Consider the following 18,433-nt stretch of genomic DNA (forward strand, 5'->3'; position numbering starts at 1 on the left):
GTTAGAAACCGATCCCGAAGAACTCTTCCAGTTTTTCACCAACGTAGTCGAACTGCTCCTGACCCAGCGACGGTTGCACGCCCAGCCAGAAGGTCTGGTTCATGGTGCGGTCGGTATTGGTCAGTTCGCCCACGACGCGGTGCTCAACGCCATGGAAGTAAGGCTGACGGGTCAAGTTGCCTGCGAACAGCAAACGAGTGCCGATCTTGTTCTGATCGAGGAACTTCAACAGGTCTACACGCTTGACGCCGGCAGTCTCTTTGAGAGTGACCGGGAAGCCGAACCAGGAAGGATCACTGTTAGGCGTAGGCTCGGCGATTTCCAGGAAGTCGCTCAGGCTGGACAAACGCTCTTTCAGCAGCTGGAAGTTGCGCTTGCGGGTTGCGATGAACTCCGGGGCGCGGTCGAGTTGGGCCAGGCCGCACGCAGCCTGCATGTCGGTAATCTTCAGGTTGTAGCCCAGGTGGGCGTACACGTACTTGTGATCGTAACCTTGTGGCAGGCTGCCGAATTGCTGCCCGAAACGGTTGCCGCACGTGTCATCGCAGCCTGGCGCGCAGTAGCAATCGCGGCCCCAGTCACGGAACGATTCAGCGATCATTCGCAATTGAGCGTCGTTGGTGAACACCGCCCCGCCTTCGCCCATGGTGATGTGGTGGGCCGGGTAGAAGCTGAGTGTGCCGATGTCGCCAAAAGTGCCGACCATCTTGCCGTCGTAAGTCGCACCCAGCGCGTCACAGCAATCTTCGACCAGCCACAGGTTGTACTTTTCGCATAGCGCCTTCACCTTGCCCAGATTGAACGGGTTGCCCAAGGTGTGAGCGAGCATGATGGCCTTGGTCTTCGGGGTGATGGCCGCTTCGATCAAGTCTGCATTGATGTTGTGGGTGTTCATTTCCACGTCGACGAAAACAGGAATCGCGCCGAACTGAACGATCGGGTTGACGGTGGTCGGGAAACCCGCCGCAACGCCAATGACTTCGTCGCCCTTTTTGATTGCGCGATCGCCCAGTTTCGGTGAAGTGAGGGTGCTGAACGCAACCAGATTGGCCGAAGAACCGGAGTTCACGGTCAGCAAGTAGTTCACGCCAAGGAACGCAGCGAGTTTCTTCTCGAACTCAGCGTTGAAGCGACCAGTGGTCAGCCAGCCGTCTAGCGAAGCCTCAACCATCAGCTGCAGTTCACGCGCGCCGATTACCTTGCCCGACGGAGGGATGACGGTTTCGCCCCCGACAAAAGGTTTGGCCGCCAAGGCAGTCTGGGCGTAGCGCTCAACGAGCTGGCTGATTTCCTGACGGAGCATATCGGGGGTCATAGTATTTCCTGCTCAAGCTAATTATCGGTTAGGCGCCAGTGGCATGGCTGCCATGTAGCTATTGATTTCTTCTACGCAACGGGCATGCATGTCGGCACTCTCCATCCAGGCTCTGTGCCAGTTGACGATGCGAGTCAGCGTTGTCTCCAGGCCCCAAGTTGGTTCCCACTTCAGGTGAGCGCGAGCCTTGGATATGTCCAGCTTCAAGTAGCGTGCTTCATGCGGCTGCGGGTCACTGTCAAGCTGCCAGCTAGCGCCAGCTCCCCACGCCTGCACCATGTGATCGAGTATCCATTCGACAGGTTGGGCGTCTTCGTCGCGAGGACCGAAGTTCCAGCCCTGAGCGAATGACGGGCCATGCTCCCATAGGTGTTGGGCCAGAACAAGGTAACCGCTGAGCGGCTCAAGTACGTGCTGCCAAGGGCGGGTGGCCTTGGGATTGCGGACTATCACGGGCTTGCCCTGTTCGACAGCGCGCAGGATGTCCGGAATCAACCGGTCGTCGGCCCAGTCGCCACCGCCGATGACATTGCCGGCGCGCGCCGACGCCAGTGCAGCGGAGTGCTCGGTGTTAAAGAACGAGTTGCGGTAAGCGCTGGTAACTAATTCCACACAGCCTTTACTGTTGCTGTACGGATCGTGGCCACCCATGGGCTCGTTCTCGCGATAGCCCCATTCCCATTCCTGGTTCTCGTAACATTTGTCGGTGGTGACATTGACGATGGCACGCAGACCAGGGCACTTGCGCGCGGCCTCCAACACATGAACAGTGCCCATGACGTTGGTCGCGTAGGTTTCGACAGGCTCGCGATACGACAGCCTGACCAGCGGTTGAGCCGCCATGTGAATCAGGATGTCCGGATTGAAGGCAACCATGCTCTCAGTCACGGCCTGCAGGTCGCGGATGTCGCCGATTTGCGACTCCATACCCTGCTCCACCTGCGCCTGCTCGAACAGTGAAGGCTTGGTCGGCGGGGCCAAGGCAAAGCCCTTCACCTGGGCGCCCATGCCCTGCAGCCACAGCGCCAGCCAGCTTCCCTTGAAGCCAGTATGGCCAGTGAGAAAAACCTTTTTGCCTTTCCAGAAATCAGCGGAGACAGAAGCTTTCATAGTCGTTCTCAGTCCCAGAATTTCCAAGGCGCGTCGCCGCTCTGCCACAACTTCTCAAGCAGATTTTTATCGTGCAGGGTATCCATCGGCTGCCAGAAGCCCGGATGTTCGAAGGCCATCAGTTGGCCCTGCTCGGCGAGGCTCATCAACGGGCCCTGTTCCCAGACCGTATTGTCGTCTTCCAGGTAATCCAGCACTTGTGGAGAAAGCACGAAGAAGCCGCCATTGATCATGGCGCCGTCGCCTTTAGGCTTTTCCTTGAAGTTCAGGACCCGGCCTTCGGCGATGTCCAGAGCGCCAAAGCGGCCTGGCGGGAAGGTAGCGGTGAGCGTGGCAGCTTTGCCGTGGCTCTTGTGGAAAGCGACCGCAGCGCTGATGTCCATGCTTCCGACACCATCACCGTATGTGAAGCAAAAAGCCTCATCGTTGCGCACATAGTCCGCAACCCGACGCAGACGGCCACCGGTCATGGATGTCTCGCCAGTATCGACCAACGTCACATTCCAGTCTTCAGCACGCTGATCGTGAACTTTCATAGTGTTTTCGCGCATGTTGAACGTGATGTCCGACGTGTGCAGGAAGTAGTTGGCGAAGTATTCCTTGATCATGTAGCCCTTGTAGCCACAGCAAATGATGAAATCATTGATGCCGTGGGAGGAATACATTTTCATGATGTGCCACAGAATCGGCTTGCCACCGATTTCAACCATTGGCTTGGGGCGAGTACCTGTCTCTTCGCTCAAGCGCGTGCCCAGTCCGCCTGCCAGAATGACTGCTTTCATAACCGCTCCCTTGTTAATTCGAACTCACGAATGCATCGGAGTAAAAGTGTTTTACAGGCAGCCCGGCGCTCGTCAGGGCCTCACGGGCAGAATGAATCATGGTTTCCGAACCACAGGCATAAACCACCGCATGAGTGAGGTCGATGCCGTCATCAAGCAGGGCCGCCTGTACGTAGCCGGTTCGCCCCTGCCAAGTGGCATCAGGTCGAGACAACACAGGAATAAATGCTGCGTTCAGTTCATCAAGCCGGGGTGCCCAGTAAAAATCGGTAACTGCCCGCCCGCCCCAATAAACAAAAATCTTTTTGCCCGTAACCAAATCAGGATTGCCCTGCAACTGCTCCAGGATGGCCTTGACCGGCGCAATACCGGTCCCAGTGGCTAGGAACACCAGCGTGCTGGCTTTTTTGTCACGCAAGCAAAAAGTACCCAGCGGACCCTCCAGACGTAAAAGATCATTAGGTTTGGCGCCACCAAACCAGTAGCGCGACATCGCTCCCTGCTCGACCTCACGAATCTGAAGCTCCAGCTTGCCATCGTCACGCGGGGCATTAGCTACTGAGTAACTGCGGCGCAGGCCACCCTCGCCAATGACATCGAGGTACTGACCTGGAAGATACTGAAGCTTGCTTGCAGGCGGCACGCGCAGAATCACTTGAACAACGTTCCCCGCCAGACGAGTAATCGTATCGATCCGGCATGGGAGAGTTTTGACCTCTATCCCGCCCAAAGCACCTATGTCTTCGGCATCAATCTCTACATCGGTCACAGCGCGGCGGCAGCAGGTGAGAATCATGCCGGCCGCGAGCTCCTCCTCAGTCAAAGATGTTTCGCCTTTGATGACCTCTGTTTCACCGCTGAGCACGTTGGTTTTGCAAACGCCACAACGACCCGTACGACAGCTGTATTCAAGGGTGATGCCGGCTGCTTTGGCGCTATCAAGCAGTGAGGCGCCGGGCTCGGAAATGAATGCCTGCCCGTTGTGGAGCTTTACTGAAACCATGGTTTTACCGGATCTGAATACTGAAAGGCTGCAGTCATTGCTGCTTGCTGACGCCTGTGACAAGGACTTTGAGACGATGAACATAACAAAAGCTGCGTGCGGAAGATGCTTCATGACCGGGGCGCGAATCTACCCGGTACGACGCACACATAGGGTGCTTCTGAAGATGCTTCGGGGGACGGAGTTTACACTCTGATACCCTGTTAGGTGCAGGATTTTGCGACGCAGCGGGGGGAAGGATTTTCCCCCAAGACGTGCCGCGTAGGGTACGCAGCATGCTGCCCTAGTCCAGGTGACCCTCTAACGCCTTGGATTGGGCGAAGGACCGATAAGCGGAATAGTCCAATGCTCTGGTCAATTATGGGACGCATATTTCACCCTCCCTACTCGAGCCTATCGCTGGTTCCGTGTATATTTCCCGGCAAATATTTCGCGCACGCCAGCGACCAATGCGACGCTGTCGGTTTCTGCCACCTATACGTCTATATGAACGGAGTTTGATCCCCGCATGAAAGCAATTGTTACCGGCATCACTGGTCAAGACGGCGCCTACCTGGCTGAACTGCTGCTTGGCAAGGGCTACACCGTCTACGGCACCTATCGTCGTACCAGTTCTGTCAATTTCTGGCGGATCGAAGAACTGGGCATCCAGAACAATCCAAACCTGCACCTGGTCGAGTACGACCTGACCGACCTGTCGGCCAGCATCCGCCTGCTGCAGACCACCGAAGCCACCGAGGTGTACAACCTCGCCGCGCAGAGCTTCGTGGGCGTCTCCTTCGAACAGCCGATCACCACTGCCGAAATCACCGGCCTGGGCGCTGTGAATCTGCTGGAAGCCATCCGTATCGTTAACCCGAAAGTCCGCTTCTACCAGGCGTCGACTTCCGAGATGTTCGGTAAGGTTCAGGCCATTCCTCAGGTTGAAGACACTCCGTTCTATCCGCGCAGCCCTTACGGCGTTGCCAAGCTGTACGCTCACTGGATGACCATCAACTACCGCGAGTCGTACGGCATTTTTGCGACCAGCGGCATCCTGTTCAACCACGAGTCGCCACTGCGCGGCCGTGAGTTCGTGACGCGCAAAATCACTGATACCGTTGCCAAGATCAAGCTGGGTCTGCAGGACTCGCTGGTACTGGGCAACATGGACGCCAAGCGCGACTGGGGCTTCGCCAAAGAGTACGTCGAAGGTATGTGGCGCATGCTGCAGGCTGATCAGCCGGACACCTTCGTTCTGGCCACCAACCGCACTGAAACCGTTCGTGACTTCGTCGCGATGGCATTCAAGGCTGTCGACATCACCATCAACTGGAGTGGCGAAGCGGAAGAAGAAATCGGTACCTGCGCTGCCACTGGCAAGGTCCTGGTCTCGGTTAATCCGAAGTTCTACCGTCCGACCGAAGTCGAGCTGTTGATCGGCAACCCGGCCAAAGCCAAGGAAGTCCTGGGCTGGGAGCCTAAGACCAACCTGGAAGAGCTGTGCCGCATGATGGTCGAAGCGGACCTGCGTCGTAACGAAAAAGGGTTCTCGTTCTGATGAGTATCGCCGGCAAGCGAGCGCTGATAACGGGTATTCATGGATTTACGGGGCGCTACATGGCGGCCGAGCTCACAGCCCAGGGCTGCGAGGTTGTCGGTCTGGGCAGCAATCCGTCCGATGAAGCCAATTATTATCAGGCCGACCTCACCGATCTGGTGGGTCTGAGCAAGCTGCTGGCGGACCTTAAGCCGGACATCGTCGTTCATCTCGCGGCGTTGGCCTTTGTCGGGCATGGCGCGGCAGATGCGTTTTACCAGGTCAACCTGATTGGTACGCGCAACCTGCTCGAAGCCATCGCCAACTGCGGCAAGGCGCCGGAAAGCGTTTTGCTCGCCAGCAGTGCCAACGTGTATGGCAATGCGTCGGAAGGATTGCTTGATGAGAGCACCACGCCGGCGCCGGCCAACGATTACGCGGTGAGCAAGCTGGCCATGGAATACATGGCCAGTCTGTGGTTCGGACGGTTGCCGATCATCATCGCGCGCCCGTTCAACTACACCGGCGTCGGCCAGGCGAATAACTTCCTGCTACCGAAGATCGTTAAACACTTCCGCGAGAAGGCCGGGAAGATCGAACTGGGCAACCTGGACGTCTGGCGTGATTTCAGCGACGTCCGTTCGCTGGTGGCCGCTTATCGCGGGCTGCTGGAAGCTAAACCGTTCGGTCAGTACGTGAACGTCAGCTCGGGCAAGACGCACTCGTTGCGTGAGGTGATCGACATGTGCCGCACCATCACTGGCCACGACCTCACCGTCGAAGTGAATCCTGCTTTCGTGCGGGCCAACGAGGTCAAGACCTTGTGCGGCGACAACAGCAAGCTGAAGTCGCTGGTCCCGGGGTGGCAGACACCCGAGCTGAGCGAAACGCTTGGCTGGATGCTGGCCGACGCGTAACTCCGCAATACCCAACCCGAAGCGCTGTGAGGTGCTTCGGGTTTTCCTTTATCCTCCGCTCCACACATCCCCGCTCTGCCCGCAACGCACCTATCGCGAGAACAGCGGACGTTATCGTTTCGTCAGAGAATCCTGATGACCAAAGTTTTGCACTTCTTCAAAACCTACTTCCCGGAAAGCAAGGGCGGTGGCGTCGAGCAAGTCATCTTCCAGCTGGCACAAGGTTGCCAGGCCCACGGGATCGAGTCTCAGGTGCTGTCGCTGAGCAAACAAGGCGCGGCGCGTAACGAGACGGTGGGCAATCACATCGCACACCGCTCCAAACAGGATTTGTACGTCGCGTCGACAGGCTTTTCGCTGTCGGGCATCCGGGACTTCAAAGAGCTCGCGCGCGAAGCTGACATCGTGCATTACCACTTCCCGTGGCCTTACATGGACATCGCGCACTTCGCCGCGCAGATCAAAAAGCCGACGGTGGTGAGTTACCACTCGGACATCATCAAGCAGAAGACGCTGCTCAAGCTGTATGCGCCGCTGATGAACCGCTTTCTGGGGAGTGTTGATCGGATTGTCGTGTCCTCGCCCAACTATGCCGCCAGCAGCGACGTGCTGACCCGGTTCAGGGATAAAGTCGAGATCATTCCGTTTGGTCTGGACCGAGCCACCTACCCTGCCCCTTCTCAGGCAAAGCTCGATCACTGGAAAGAGAAATTGGGCGAGCGCTTCTTTCTGTTCGTCGGCGCGCTGCGTTACTACAAGGGCCTCGATTTCCTACTTGAGGCGGCGCATAAAAATCGCCTGCCGGTGGTGATCATGGGCGGCGGGCATCAGGAGCTGGAACTCAAGGCGAAGGCCAAGGCGCTGGGGCTCAGCAATGTCGTGTTTGTGGGCAGCCTGCCGGACGAGGACAAGAACGCACTGCTGATGCTTTGTGAAGTGTTTGTGTTCCCGTCGCACCAACGTTCGGAATCGTTCGGCATTTCGCTGCTGGAAGCGGCGATGTATGGCAAGCCGATGATCTCGTGCGAGATGGGCACGGGCACCACCTTTATCAACATCGCGGACGAGACCGGGCTGGTCGTTCCGCCACGGGATCCGGACGCGCTGGCGGCCGCGATGAATACGCTGTGGAATGACCGAGAGCGGGCGAAGCAGATGGGGTTGAAGGCGGCGCAGCGATTTGAGGCGATGTTTACGGCAGAGAAGATGGTGCAGGGGTATGCGGATCTTTATCAGGATGTGCTGCGCGGGCGTTAGGCCCTTTTGGGTGTGTCATTGGGACGTGGATTGGCGGGCCATCTTTCGCGAGCTAGCTCGCTCCCACAATTGATTGCGTCGACCGGGCACTACGGATTGAACGCAGAACCTGTGGGAGCGAGCTTGCTCGCGAATAGGCCCGTCCATCCGGTGGATTTTCTGCGCCGGACAAACAGCTTCGCGAGCAAGCTCGCTCCCACAATAAACTCGCTGGTCCGGGCAATGGAATCGGCCGGACCGTACTGCAGTTCTTCCTCTTACGGCTTGCGCTTGCGCGGTCCGGTGTTGAACACCGGCACTTTGCGCACTGGCTTGATGGCCGGCACTTCTGCCGCGGCTTCGCCGCTATCGACCCATTTGCCCAGATTGCGTTTGCCGCCTCCGCCACCGTTTTTCGGTTTCTTCGGCTTTTTCGGTTTTTTCAGAACCTGCCCGGTCGCGTCGGTGGCCGGCACGCGGTGTTCCGGGATGAAGTCAGGCTCTTCGCGGCGCTGCAGGGTCTGGCGGGTGAGCATCTCGATGGCGCTGAGCAGGTCGACTTCGTCGGCGCACACCAGGGAGATCGCCTCGCCGGTCTGGCCCGCGCGACCCGTGCGGCCAATGCGGTGGATGTAGTCTTCGGCAACGATCGGCAGGTCAAGGTTGACCACGGTCGGCAGGTCGTCGATGTCCAGACCACGGGCCGCAACGTCGGTGGCGACAAGGATCTGCACGTCACTGCTCTTGAACCGATCCAGCGCGCGCTGGCGAGTGGCCTGGGGTTTGTCGCCGTGGATGCCGTCGGCGTTGAGGCTCAAGCCTTGCAGGCGCTCCACCAACTGGTCGACGCCAACCCGCGTTTTGGCGAACACCAGCACCTGCCCCCAGCGATGCTTCTTGAGCAGATGGATGAACAGCTCGCTCTTGCGCTTCTTGTCGACGGTGACGATCCACTGCTTGACCGACGAGGCCGCGACGTTGCGCGGGCTGACTTCGATGGTCAGCGGGTTGTCGAGCATTTGCCCGGCCAGCGCGCGGATCGCATCGGAGAAGGTCGCGGAGAACAGCAGCGTCTGGCGGCGCTTCGGCAGCGCGGCGTAGATGTCGCGCAGCTCTTCGGAGAAGCCGAGGTCGAGCATGCGATCCGCTTCGTCGAGGATCAGGGTCTGCAGCTGGGAAAACTTCACGGCGTTCTGGCGATACAGGTCGAGCAAACGGCCAGGGGTCGCGACAAGCACGTCAACGCCACGGCGCAGCTTCATCATTTGCGGGTTGATGCTGACGCCGCCGTAGGCCGCGTACGTGGTCAGCGGCAGGTGCTCGGCGTATTGGGCGATAGCTTCGTGAACCTGCTCGGCCAGTTCGCGGGTCGGCACCAGCACCAGCGCGCGCACGGAGTTGGCGGCGACTTTCGGGCCTTCCATGGTCAGGCGTTGCAGCAGTGGCAGCGCGAAACCTGCGGTCTTGCCGGTGCCGGTCTGGGCGGCGGCCATGAGGTCGCGGCCTTCGAGCACGGGCGGTATTGCCTGGGCCTGAACGGGGGTGGGAGTCTGGTAGCCCAGTGTTTCGAGGGCACGCAGCAGGGGTTCGATCAGGCCGAGGGAGGCGAATGTCATTTCAGTACCGTTGGAAAAAGGTCAGCGCACAAGAGTCTGTAGAAGACAATGGCGCGCAGTTTACCCTTTCTACACCGGTTTCTGCTTGCGCCACTGCGGCAGGCCGATGAGCACGACGGCGCTGATGATCACCGCCATCGCCGCACCTTCCGCCCAGCCGATGTGTTCGCCGGCGAATAGCACGCCCAGCAACACCGCCACCGCCGGGTTGACGTAGCAATAGCTGGTCGCGGCGGCGGGTCGCACGTTCTTCAGCAGGTACATGTAAGAGCTGAACGCGACGATCGAGCCGAACACCACCAGATATGCCATTACCAGCCAGCCGGACAGGCCGGGGGACTGGGTCATGCGTTCGCCGCTTACGAAGCTGCCGAGCAACAGCACCGCGCCGGCCACCAGCATTTCGCAGGCGCTGGCCATCGGTCCGGAGGGCAATGGCAGGTAGCGGCTCCACACAGAACCGAACGCCCAGGTCGCTGCCGCGAAAATCACCAGCGCGGCGCCCATGGGGCTCGCCTGCAGGTTCGAGCCGAGGTTGAGCAAGGAGATGCCGACGAGGCCGAGCAAAATGCCTGCCCATTCCAGTCCGGTGTTGCGATGGCCCCAGATCAGGCCGAACAACAAGGTGAACAACGGCACCACAGCGACGGCGAGTGCCGCGACACCGGAAGCAACGCCTGCGTGTTCCGCCAGGGTCACGCCGCCATTGCCGCAGGCGAGTAGGAGAAAGCCGATCATCCCTGCGGATTTCCACTGCTTCCAGGTCGGCATCGGCGCGCCCCGATAGCGCATGAAGGCAAACAGGATGGAGCCGGCGATGGTGAAGCGCACCCCGGCCATCATCAGCGGAGGCCAGGTTTCGATACCGATACGAATGGCAAGATAGGTTGAGCCCCAGATCACATAAAGCGCGAAAAAGGCCCCGATGAGCAGCAGGGGAAAACGGCGGGCGGCAGGCATGAAAGGCTCTAGTACAGTCGTTTATTGTGGGACTGATTCTAGAAATGTCCGGGCCGCAGGCGTCAGTTACAAATGTGGTTTATTCGACCCATACACTTTCGCTGGCGAAGTGATTGCAGCCTATGGACGCAGCAAGGGGGAGGTTTCGTTACCGCCCGGCGGGCAGCTCACCAAAGCAGCCTGCCCAGCCAGAGCGCTTCCTCCGGCCTATTCCAGCTGTATTTCATCGGCTCCAGGAAAAACCGCCTTAAGTCGCCTGAAAGCATGCCGACAACTTCATCAGGAATGGGCATCGAGAGTCTTCGACCATGCCCTGCCGTACCTTCTCGAAGAGCCTCACCATCTTTAAGACCAGGGCGGGTCAACGCGCGTGAAGGTCATGCAGCCAGCTTTCAAACCTGGCTCAGCGGATTGAACTCATCACCGGTCCGTACCCGATTTTTGCGTCATTGACCTCGCCAGGCCTGCCTTGCCCCGGAGTTTCTACATGTGTTCGATGTGCGATTCACTCACCCAACTCTGGGCTGACGGAGCGACCAGCCAGGGTGGGAGCCAACAGACGGCCACCAGCCAAGCGACGCTTGAGCACCTGACGCTGGACCAGCAAGCCAACTACCTGACTGATGGCTATTGGCACGACGCCTATGGCGGTTCCCAGCACCACTTTGACGTGCACGCCGGAGGCTCGCTCAGCGTCAATCTGGCCAGCTTGAGCGCAAACGCTCAGGCTGTTGCTCGATATGCGCTGCAAACCTGGACCAACGTCAGTGGCATCCACTTTGTGGAAACCACCGCTGCCGGTGCGATCAATTTCAGCGAAAACAAGAGCGGTGCGTACACCAGCTCCAATTACGCAGGCAGCATCATCTCGGACAGCAGCGTCAACATCGCTTCCAATTGGGTGAATTACGGTTGGTATTATCAGCAGACCTACATTCATGAAATTGGCCACGCGCTGGGGTTGGGCCATGCGGGCAATTACAACGGGAACGCGACCTTCCCCAACAATGCCTTCTATCAAGAGGACAGCTGGAAATATTCGATAATGTCCTACTTCAGTCAGGACCAGAATACCTATTCCAATGCCTCTTTCGGCTATGTCGCTACCCCCATGCTGGCGGACATCGTGGCCATCCAGGCACTGTACGGCACCGCCGTCACCCGCACGGGCGACGACACCTACAGTTTTAACAAGGCTTCCATAAACACCGGAACCGACTTCGTGACCGGCCTGGTGGCCACGCTCTATGACTCGGACGGCAACGACACGATCAACGTCAGCACCTACGTCGGCGCTCAGACAGTCGATCTGAGAAGTGAAGCGTTTTCCAGCGTATACGGCGGTCTATCTAATATCGCCATCGCGCGCGGTACGGTTATCGAGAACGCCGTTACGGGTGCGGGCGCGGATACGCTGATCGGCAATGCCAGTGACAACTTTCTCAATGCGAATGCGGGCAATGACCTGTTGCAAGGGGGCGATGGCAACGATCGGCTGATGGGTGGGGCGGGCTCGGACGTGCTCGATGGTGGCAACGGCTTCGACACCGCTTTGTATACCGAGGCCGGTGCTCGCTACTTTGCAACCTACGATGCCGCGCTTGTGAGCAATGCCACCCTCAGGGTTCATGATGCGCAAACGTCCGATGTGGACACGCTTCTAGGCGTCGAAAAGCTGGCTTTCAGCGACCACGATGCCAGTCTTGACGAACTGCTCATGGCTTTTCGCAGCCAGTATGGCGCCTTCAACGCCGAGAGTGATGCCACTGTTTCGTTGAGCTTTGGCAGAGATCTTCATCACGTCGCGCTCACTGAGGATCAGGCTTACGTTGCCAGGCTCTACTCACTGTTCGGTCGGACGCCCGATTATCAGGGCTTGAATTACTGGCTGACGCATCAAGCGATGGGCAGCTCGGATGCAGAGATTCGCGATGGCTTTCTGAATTCCGCTGAGGGGATACAGCGCTACAGCGTGCTGGGTAGTCGGGACTTTGTCCTTGAGCTCTATCAGACCGTACTGCATCGCACAGGCGATGATTCAGGTGTGTCGTACTGGAGCACGCTGCTGCAGGAGGGTTTGAGTCGAACTGCGGTTGCCGATGGCTTCCTGAATTCGCGCGAGAGCCATGACCTCTCGGAGGGCGAGACAGGCTACGTAAGGATCGTGGATCACAACGCCTGGAACAATTTGGACATGGTGGTGGGCAAGGGCGTGGCCACCGGCACGGCGGGCGACGATCAGATCAGTGAGCAGGAAGTCAGGCTTGACGGCAATGGGGTTTCGCATCTGGCCGGCAACGCCGGTATCGACACCTTTATGTTCAACGACGCTGCATCCGCCTACACGATCAACGCGCTCGATACCAACACGCTGTCAGTCAGTCGTTCCACAGGAGCTGCGGCGACATTCGAACTGAGTGGCTTCAATCTGCTCGATTTCACAGATCGCGAGCTATTCGTTCTCGACTCGGCGCAGGCAAGCATTGGTCGTCTGTATTCCATTCTGGATCGTGCTCCCGATATCGGAGGCCTTAAGTTCTGGCTGTCTCACGCCGCAGCAGGCGAAACCGGTGCCCAGATTGCGGATGGTTTTGTGCAATCTGCAGAATTTTCCCAACGCCTGCCCGATGGCAGCAACGCAGCCTTTGTAGAAAATCTGTATCAAAACGTCCTGGGCCGAGGCAACGACGCTGCCGGCCTTGCCTATTGGGTCCAATCGCTGGACGGCGGCACAAGCCGTGGGCAGGTCGCATTCAATATCGCCAACTCCGCGGAGTCTGCTGCACTGACTCAAGGCGATGCCGGCTTCATTCACCTGATAGGGCATGCTGATTGGGTTTGAGGCACTGCGCTACAAGTGAAGACGCTGGCTAGAGACCCCGGTGCTTGCTGATGGCATCGGCAATCTTCTTCGCCGGGACTTTTTGCAGCGTGCACAGCAACTGATGGGATACCCCCGCGAGGCCGTGGGTGTCGCGCAGTTGGTGGCCCAGGTGCAGCGTGAGGTTAGCGGCCATTTCGGCATCGGCCATGGCCCGGTGAGCCTTGCCGGTGTGGGGCAAGCCGGCCCAACTGGTGAGCGTGCCGAGCTTGTGGTTCGGCGCGTGTGGCAGAAGACGTCGCGCCAGCAGCATCGAGCAGGCGAAGCTTTGCACGCGATTGCGCTTGACGCGGGCCAGCTCGAAGTCCCAGAACTTCTGGTCGAACGAGGCGTTGTGCGCCACCAGCGGCGTCAGGCCGACGAACTCGGCAACTTCATTCATGACGCGGTCAGCCGGCGGCGCCGTGCGCAGCATGCTGTTGCTGATGCCGGTCAGGGATTCGATGAAAGACGGGATGCGCACGCCGGCGTTCATCAGGCTTTGATAGCGCTCGACGATGACGCCCTGCTCCACGATCACCACGGCGATTTCGGTGGCGCGGCAGTAGCTGCTGGGGGAAATGCCGGTGGTTTCGAAGTCGATGACGGCGATGCGTTCTTGCATAGAGGTGGCCTTAACAGTGACGATTTTTTTCGGAAAACCCGTGATGTTCAGACATCACACTGTGCTGCAGCAAACTTAATTCCTGTGGGAGCGAGCTTGCTCGCGAATAGTGCATTTCAGCCACGGAAGTTCTGGTGCGCATACCTGCCTCTTCGTGAGCAAGCTCACTCCCACAAGTCATTCGTCGTCAGTTGCATAGGCGACACAGACGCTGCTGCACCGAGGCGGTGGATCAGGTCTTGAGCAGCAACCCGCCCTCGATCGGCACATAACGACTGGCCGCGCGGATCAACGAATTAGCCGTCAGCCCCGGCACGCCGTAGGCGATCGCTTCGACGCCGTGCTTGCTGATGATGCGCTCCAGCAACAGGTCAAAATCACCATCGCCGGACGCCAGCACGACTTCATCGACATTCGGCGCGACGTCCATGATGTCGATGGTGATGCCCACGTCCCAGTCGCCTTTGGCCGAGCCGTCGCTGCGCTGGATGTAGGGTTTGAGTTTGACGGTGAAGCCGAGGTTGCGCAGGATCTGCTGGAATTGCTGCTGCTTGCTGTCGCCACGGTCGATGGCATATGCGTACGCCTCGACGATCTGCCCGCGCTGACTGATGTCAGCCCACAGGGCGGCGTAATTGAAGTGACAACCGTGAGCCTGACGCACTGTGTAATACAGGTTCTGTACGTCGGCGAAGACCGCGATTCTTCTCACCCAAATTCCTCGATGCGCTGACAAGCGACAGGGATCCGAAAACCGGACCGGCGCTCAGTATGCCAGTTTGGGAAAGGGATTGAAGGATTGGGTGTGGAGGGCCGCAGCGTGCTGTCGGGGCAGCGGGCCATTCTTGGAGGATATGCCGCCGCTGCCTTTGGTTATCAGACGAACGAATCGTCGTCGTCAAACAAGCCGCCACCGGTGTCACTGCCGTAGTCAGTATCGGCGAAGCCATTTGAATCACTGCCCCAGCTGTCATTGCCGGTACTGTCATTGCCGGTACTGTCGTTGCCAGTAACGCGCTGCTGGTCGTCACCCCAACCACCGCTGCCGCCCTGATCATGTTCGGCAGCAGGCTGGGCCGGCTGCTCCTGGATGATCTCGACGATTTCCTGCGGTTGGCTGTTGTGGTGGAACAGGCTGCTGATGCCTTCCGCCAGCATCACGCCACCGGCCACGCCTGCTGCGGTTTTCAGGGCGCCGCCCAAAAAACCACTGCCGACCGGGGCCGCCGGTGCCTGTTGCGGCTGGGCAAAGCTTTGCTGTGGCTGAGCATAGTTCTGCTGCGGTGCGCTTGCAGGACCGCTTTCACGCCAACCGCCCGAGGAAGGCTGCGGGTTCGATGGACGCGAGAACGACGAAGCTGGCTGCTGAGCCTGTGGCTCACGGGAGCCGCCGCCGAAAATGCTCGACAGAAATCCACCGCCGCTGCCGGACTGGGCAGGCGCCGCGGATTTTGCCCGCTCCAGCTCAGCCCGCAGCTGTTGAATCTGCTCGTCGCGCTGACGGCTCTGAGCCTCCAGCTGCTTGATCGCGACTTCCTGCACGAGAATCGACTGAGCCATGTAATAAGGCGCGGCCGGCTGGCGAGTCAGGTGCTCCTTGATCAGCGCTTCGGCCTGCGCATCACGGGGGGCCGATTCGGTTTCTGCTTGCTTGAGCTTGCCAAACAAGCCATCGATCAGGGTTTGTTCTTCGCTGTTCATGGCGACCTCGTTAGATTGCCGTAGGAATTCTGTTCCGGGCCATTGCTCGGACATAGCCAGTAATGGGGCTGTTCAAGAGCGTTTCAATAGGATGTAAAAAAAGTTAAGAAGGCGGGCCTGCCGCCGCCGGTTGGCCGGTTCTGCGGTGCTACGTTACAGTGTCGGCCTGCTTATCCCTGTGATCCGTTCATGAATCCGCTGACCATCCTGCAAGACTCGTTTTACTTCTTCCGACGCAACTTCGGCGGCATTCTTACGTTGTGCCTGCCCCTGGTAGTGCTGGAGGCCCTGACCAAACAGCTCATCGGCTTCGGGCAGGGCAACGGCGTCGCGCCACTGTTGGTCGGGCTGCTTTTTTATCCGCTCTACACCGGCGCGCTGATCCTTTTCCTGGATGCGAAAACCCGGGGCGAAGAGCCGGTCAAATCCAGCCTGTGGGCCGTTGCGTTGCGCATGTGGCCCACGTTCGCGGTGCTGACGGCGCTGAGCACCCTGCTGATCATGGCCGGCATGTCGCTGTTCATCCTGCCGGGCGTGTGGGTGATGATCAAACTGCAGCTGTCGGAATACTTGCTGGTACTGCGCGGGATGGGGCCGCTGGAGGCGATGCGCGAAAGCTTCAGAATGACTCAGGGCCACGTGGTGCGGATTTTCGTCTGCGTGCTGTGCGTTTACATCCCGCTGTCGCTGCTTGAGGCGCTGAGTTATTACGTGCTGCCCGACCAGCAAAGCCCGATGCTGTCGATTGCGGTGGACAGTGTTTCCAGCTTCCTGCAGCTGCTTATCAGCGTGATGATGTTCCGGTTGTTCATGCTCATTGACCCGCCCGCTCAGTCGGTCTGAAAAGATGGCACGCCCGATGCGGTATCTGCTTTACCTCGCGGTGTGTGCCGGGCTGTTCGTGATACTGCTTTATGACGTGACCTGGCACCCCGCCCGACGCGAGAAGGTGGCGGTATCCTGCAACGCGAAGGACGGAAAGCCACCGGTTTTGGCGCCGGGTCAGACGCTCAAGGTGATGACCTGGAACATTCAATACCTGGCCGGCAAGCGTTATGTCTTCTGGTACGATCTGCCCGACGGCAGCGGCCCTGACGAGCGCCCGACCCCGGAAGATCTGGCGTACAACCTCGATGAAGTCGCGCGGGTTATCCGCGATGAGCAGCCGGACATCGTCTTGCTGCAGGAAGTCGACGATGGTGCGAAGAACACCGATTACGGCAATCAACTCGCCCTGCTCCAGGGCGGGTCGCCGACCTGTACCCCTGCAGCAGCGAGGCGTTTGACTGGAAATCCGACTTCGTGCCGGATCGCCACATCTTCGGCAGCGTCGGCCGCAAACTGGCGACACTGAGCCGCTACCAACTGGACAGCGCCGAACGTCTGCACCTGCCCTCGCCGTCCAGCCATTTCATCAGCCGCCTGTTTCAACCTCAACCTGCGCTGCTGGTCAGCTACCTGCCGATGAGCGATGGCCGACATCTGGCGATGACAAACACGCACTTGGGCGACTCGGAGCCGGGCGGCGACCTGCGAAAGCGGCAAGTGGCGTCGGTTCGTCAGTTGCAACAAACCTTCGAGCAAAACGGCACGCTGTGGATAACCGGCGGAGATTTCAATCTGCTGCCACAGGGGCAATATCAGCGGCTACCCGCCGAACAGCGCGCGCCGTTTGCGGCAGAGAGTGAGCTCCAAAGCCTGTGGGAAAGCTTCCCGATGATTCCGAGCAATGAAGACGTAGCCGGTGAGGACCGTCGCACGTGGTACACCCGCTTCCCTAACGATCCCCGCATCAGCGGCCCGGACCGGACGCAGGATTTCCTGTTCTACAGCCCGAAGCTGAAACGGCTCGAGGCACGGGTGAGGCAGGCGGATACGTTGTTGATTTCTGATCACATGCCGGTGATTGCGCGTTTTTTGGTGCCGGTGAGTAATCGCTAAGCCGACGGGAGTTACATTTTTAGTGGTTGACGCACGTAACGCCTTGCTCAAAAATGGACCACAGAGGGCTGCAATGCGCATTCGTCGGGCTTGGGCTCCAGTGTTCGCCCCCCCGCAATTGAGGCAGCAGAGAAGCTGGCAATCTCTGAAGTAGTGACGACGGCTTCGCCGTCGGATTCTGAACCCAAGGTTGAGAAACCTGGAGCTAAAGAATTGCTGCGACTACTCCTCTAATGACAATAAAAAGGCGCCCATTGGGCGCCTTTTTCGTTCAGGTTTCCGCGATTTGAATCTCGCCCCAGCCCCTCAAACCTGCGATGAGCCTGATGTCGGTGCAAGTGCCCGCGCAGGTACTCTCACCACTTGGCCAACAAGCGTCCCGCTAGGACTGCGCTTTGGATACCAAGTCACCACGTAATAACCAAAACCACGGCGCTCTTGCCTCGGTTCAAGAATCAGTGAGCCCGCCGGGGTCTTCATCACTGCCAACCTGTGGTTTCCCCGCATAGCGCGAAACTCGCAATAGATAGACGCCCTATTCACAATCATGCTCGCAATGTGACGAGCGACTTGCTCAATGGCAAGGCACCCAAACTTTGCAAGATCGGCCTTGTGAGCGTCCCAAATGTGTCGAACTCCAAAACCGCTGTTATCTCTAAAATGCTCGCCCATCCGCAGATAAATCTCCCCGCCGGGCAGATCGAAATTAGGCATATCTGGGATGGTGCCGAAGCTTTCTGACCCCGAGGGGTGGAGTATCAATGCATTCTTTTTTAGTTTGAGCAGTTCTGACAACCGAAATCCCGAGCCGAGGCAGTGACAGGCCGAGCCGTATTATGCCACCCCTC

15 protein-coding genes and 1 pseudogene are annotated in these 18,433 nt (G+C 58.8%); 6 read left to right on the forward strand and 10 right to left on the reverse strand.

Features of this window, described 5'->3' with window-relative positions:
- Window position 1 precedes the first annotated feature (1 nt).
- Genes rfbH through QWI20_RS15220 form a run of 4 tightly spaced genes read right to left on the reverse strand, consistent with a single transcriptional unit; the run spans window position 2 to window position 4,324 of the window.
- Window positions 2-1,315 (reverse strand): lipopolysaccharide biosynthesis protein RfbH, encoded by a 1,314-nt coding sequence (gene rfbH / locus QWI20_RS15205; protein WP_369306198.1) that lies wholly within the window; start codon window positions 1,313-1,315, stop codon window positions 2-4.
- A 21-nt stretch (window positions 1,316-1,336) separates the two neighbouring features.
- Window positions 1,337-2,425 carry a CDP-glucose 4,6-dehydratase gene (rfbG, locus tag QWI20_RS15210; protein WP_369306199.1) on the reverse strand — a complete coding sequence of 363 codons (1,089 nt, stop codon included), beginning with the start codon at window positions 2,423-2,425 and terminating at the stop codon, window positions 1,337-1,339.
- An 8-nt stretch (window positions 2,426-2,433) separates the two neighbouring features.
- On the reverse strand, window positions 2,434-3,207 hold the full coding sequence (rfbF, locus tag QWI20_RS15215) for a glucose-1-phosphate cytidylyltransferase (RefSeq protein WP_369306200.1): 774 nt from the start codon (window positions 3,205-3,207) through the stop codon (window positions 2,434-2,436).
- A 13-nt stretch (window positions 3,208-3,220) separates the two neighbouring features.
- Window positions 3,221-4,324, reverse strand: coding sequence for an FAD-binding oxidoreductase (locus tag QWI20_RS15220; RefSeq protein ID WP_369306201.1), 1,104 nt, complete (start codon window positions 4,322-4,324; stop codon window positions 3,221-3,223).
- A 394-nt stretch (window positions 4,325-4,718) separates the two neighbouring features.
- Here QWI20_RS15220 and gmd point away from each other — a divergent pair, with 394 nt between their 5' ends.
- The 3 genes from gmd to QWI20_RS15235 all read left to right on the forward strand — a co-directional run bounded on the left by gmd (window position 4,719) and on the right by QWI20_RS15235 (window position 7,903).
- Window positions 4,719-5,750: a GDP-mannose 4,6-dehydratase gene (gene gmd / locus QWI20_RS15225; protein WP_192174574.1), complete on the forward strand. Its 1,032-nt coding sequence runs from the start codon at window positions 4,719-4,721 to the stop codon at window positions 5,748-5,750.
- Window positions 5,750-6,646: a GDP-mannose 4,6-dehydratase gene (locus QWI20_RS15230; protein ID WP_369306202.1), complete on the forward strand. Its 897-nt coding sequence runs from the start codon at window positions 5,750-5,752 to the stop codon at window positions 6,644-6,646. The genes gmd and QWI20_RS15230 overlap by 1 nt, the downstream gene beginning before the upstream one ends.
- A 135-nt stretch (window positions 6,647-6,781) precedes the next feature.
- Window positions 6,782-7,903, forward strand: coding sequence for a glycosyltransferase family 4 protein (locus QWI20_RS15235; RefSeq protein WP_369306203.1), 1,122 nt, complete (start codon window positions 6,782-6,784; stop codon window positions 7,901-7,903).
- 257 nt (window positions 7,904-8,160) lie between these two features.
- On the opposite strand, the gene QWI20_RS15240 is transcribed toward QWI20_RS15235, so the two are convergent.
- Window positions 8,161-9,498 (reverse strand): DEAD/DEAH box helicase, encoded by a 1,338-nt coding sequence (locus tag QWI20_RS15240; RefSeq protein ID WP_369306204.1) that lies wholly within the window; start codon window positions 9,496-9,498, stop codon window positions 8,161-8,163.
- A gap of 69 nt (window positions 9,499-9,567) precedes the next feature.
- Window positions 9,568-10,458 (reverse strand): drug/metabolite exporter YedA, encoded by an 891-nt coding sequence (yedA, locus tag QWI20_RS15245; protein ID WP_369306205.1) that lies wholly within the window; start codon window positions 10,456-10,458, stop codon window positions 9,568-9,570.
- A 496-nt stretch (window positions 10,459-10,954) separates the two neighbouring features.
- Here yedA and QWI20_RS15250 point away from each other — a divergent pair, with 496 nt between their 5' ends.
- Entirely contained in the window at window positions 10,955-13,300 is a 2,346-nt protein-coding gene (locus QWI20_RS15250) for a DUF4214 domain-containing protein (RefSeq protein WP_369306206.1), read from the forward strand.
- 28 nt (window positions 13,301-13,328) lie between these two features.
- Here QWI20_RS15250 and QWI20_RS15255 read toward each other — a convergent pair whose 3' ends face one another.
- From QWI20_RS15255 to QWI20_RS15265, 3 genes are all read right to left on the reverse strand, one after another.
- On the reverse strand, window positions 13,329-13,943 hold the full coding sequence (locus QWI20_RS15255) for a PolC-type DNA polymerase III (RefSeq protein ID WP_369306207.1): 615 nt from the start codon (window positions 13,941-13,943) through the stop codon (window positions 13,329-13,331).
- Between the two features lie 232 nt (window positions 13,944-14,175).
- Entirely contained in the window at window positions 14,176-14,655 is a 480-nt protein-coding gene (locus QWI20_RS15260) for an NYN domain-containing protein (protein ID WP_108121635.1), read from the reverse strand.
- 164 nt (window positions 14,656-14,819) lie between these two features.
- Window positions 14,820-15,644, reverse strand: a complete 825-nt coding sequence (locus QWI20_RS15265) for a DUF2076 domain-containing protein (RefSeq protein ID WP_369306208.1) — start codon at window positions 15,642-15,644, stop codon at window positions 14,820-14,822.
- Between the two features lie 189 nt (window positions 15,645-15,833).
- Here QWI20_RS15265 and QWI20_RS15270 point away from each other — a divergent pair, with 189 nt between their 5' ends.
- Both QWI20_RS15270 and QWI20_RS15275 read left to right on the forward strand, forming a co-directional pair.
- Entirely contained in the window at window positions 15,834-16,487 is a 654-nt protein-coding gene (locus QWI20_RS15270; RefSeq protein ID WP_369306209.1) for a YciC family protein, read from the forward strand.
- Window positions 16,488-16,491: 4 nt separating this feature from the next.
- Window positions 16,492-17,585, forward strand: a pseudogene (locus QWI20_RS15275) (endonuclease/exonuclease/phosphatase family protein).
- A gap of 306 nt (window positions 17,586-17,891) precedes the next feature.
- On the opposite strand, the gene QWI20_RS15280 reads toward QWI20_RS15275, so the two are convergent.
- The gene (locus tag QWI20_RS15280) at window positions 17,892-18,380 is read right to left on the reverse strand and encodes a hypothetical protein (protein WP_369306210.1); all 489 of its coding nucleotides are present in this window, start codon (window positions 18,378-18,380) and stop codon (window positions 17,892-17,894) included.
- Window positions 18,381-18,433: the final 53 nt, after the last annotated feature.

Origin of the sequence: Pseudomonas sp. W2-17 (assembly GCF_041060445.1) — a bacterium.
Lineage (GTDB): Bacteria > Pseudomonadota > Gammaproteobacteria > Pseudomonadales > Pseudomonadaceae > Aquipseudomonas.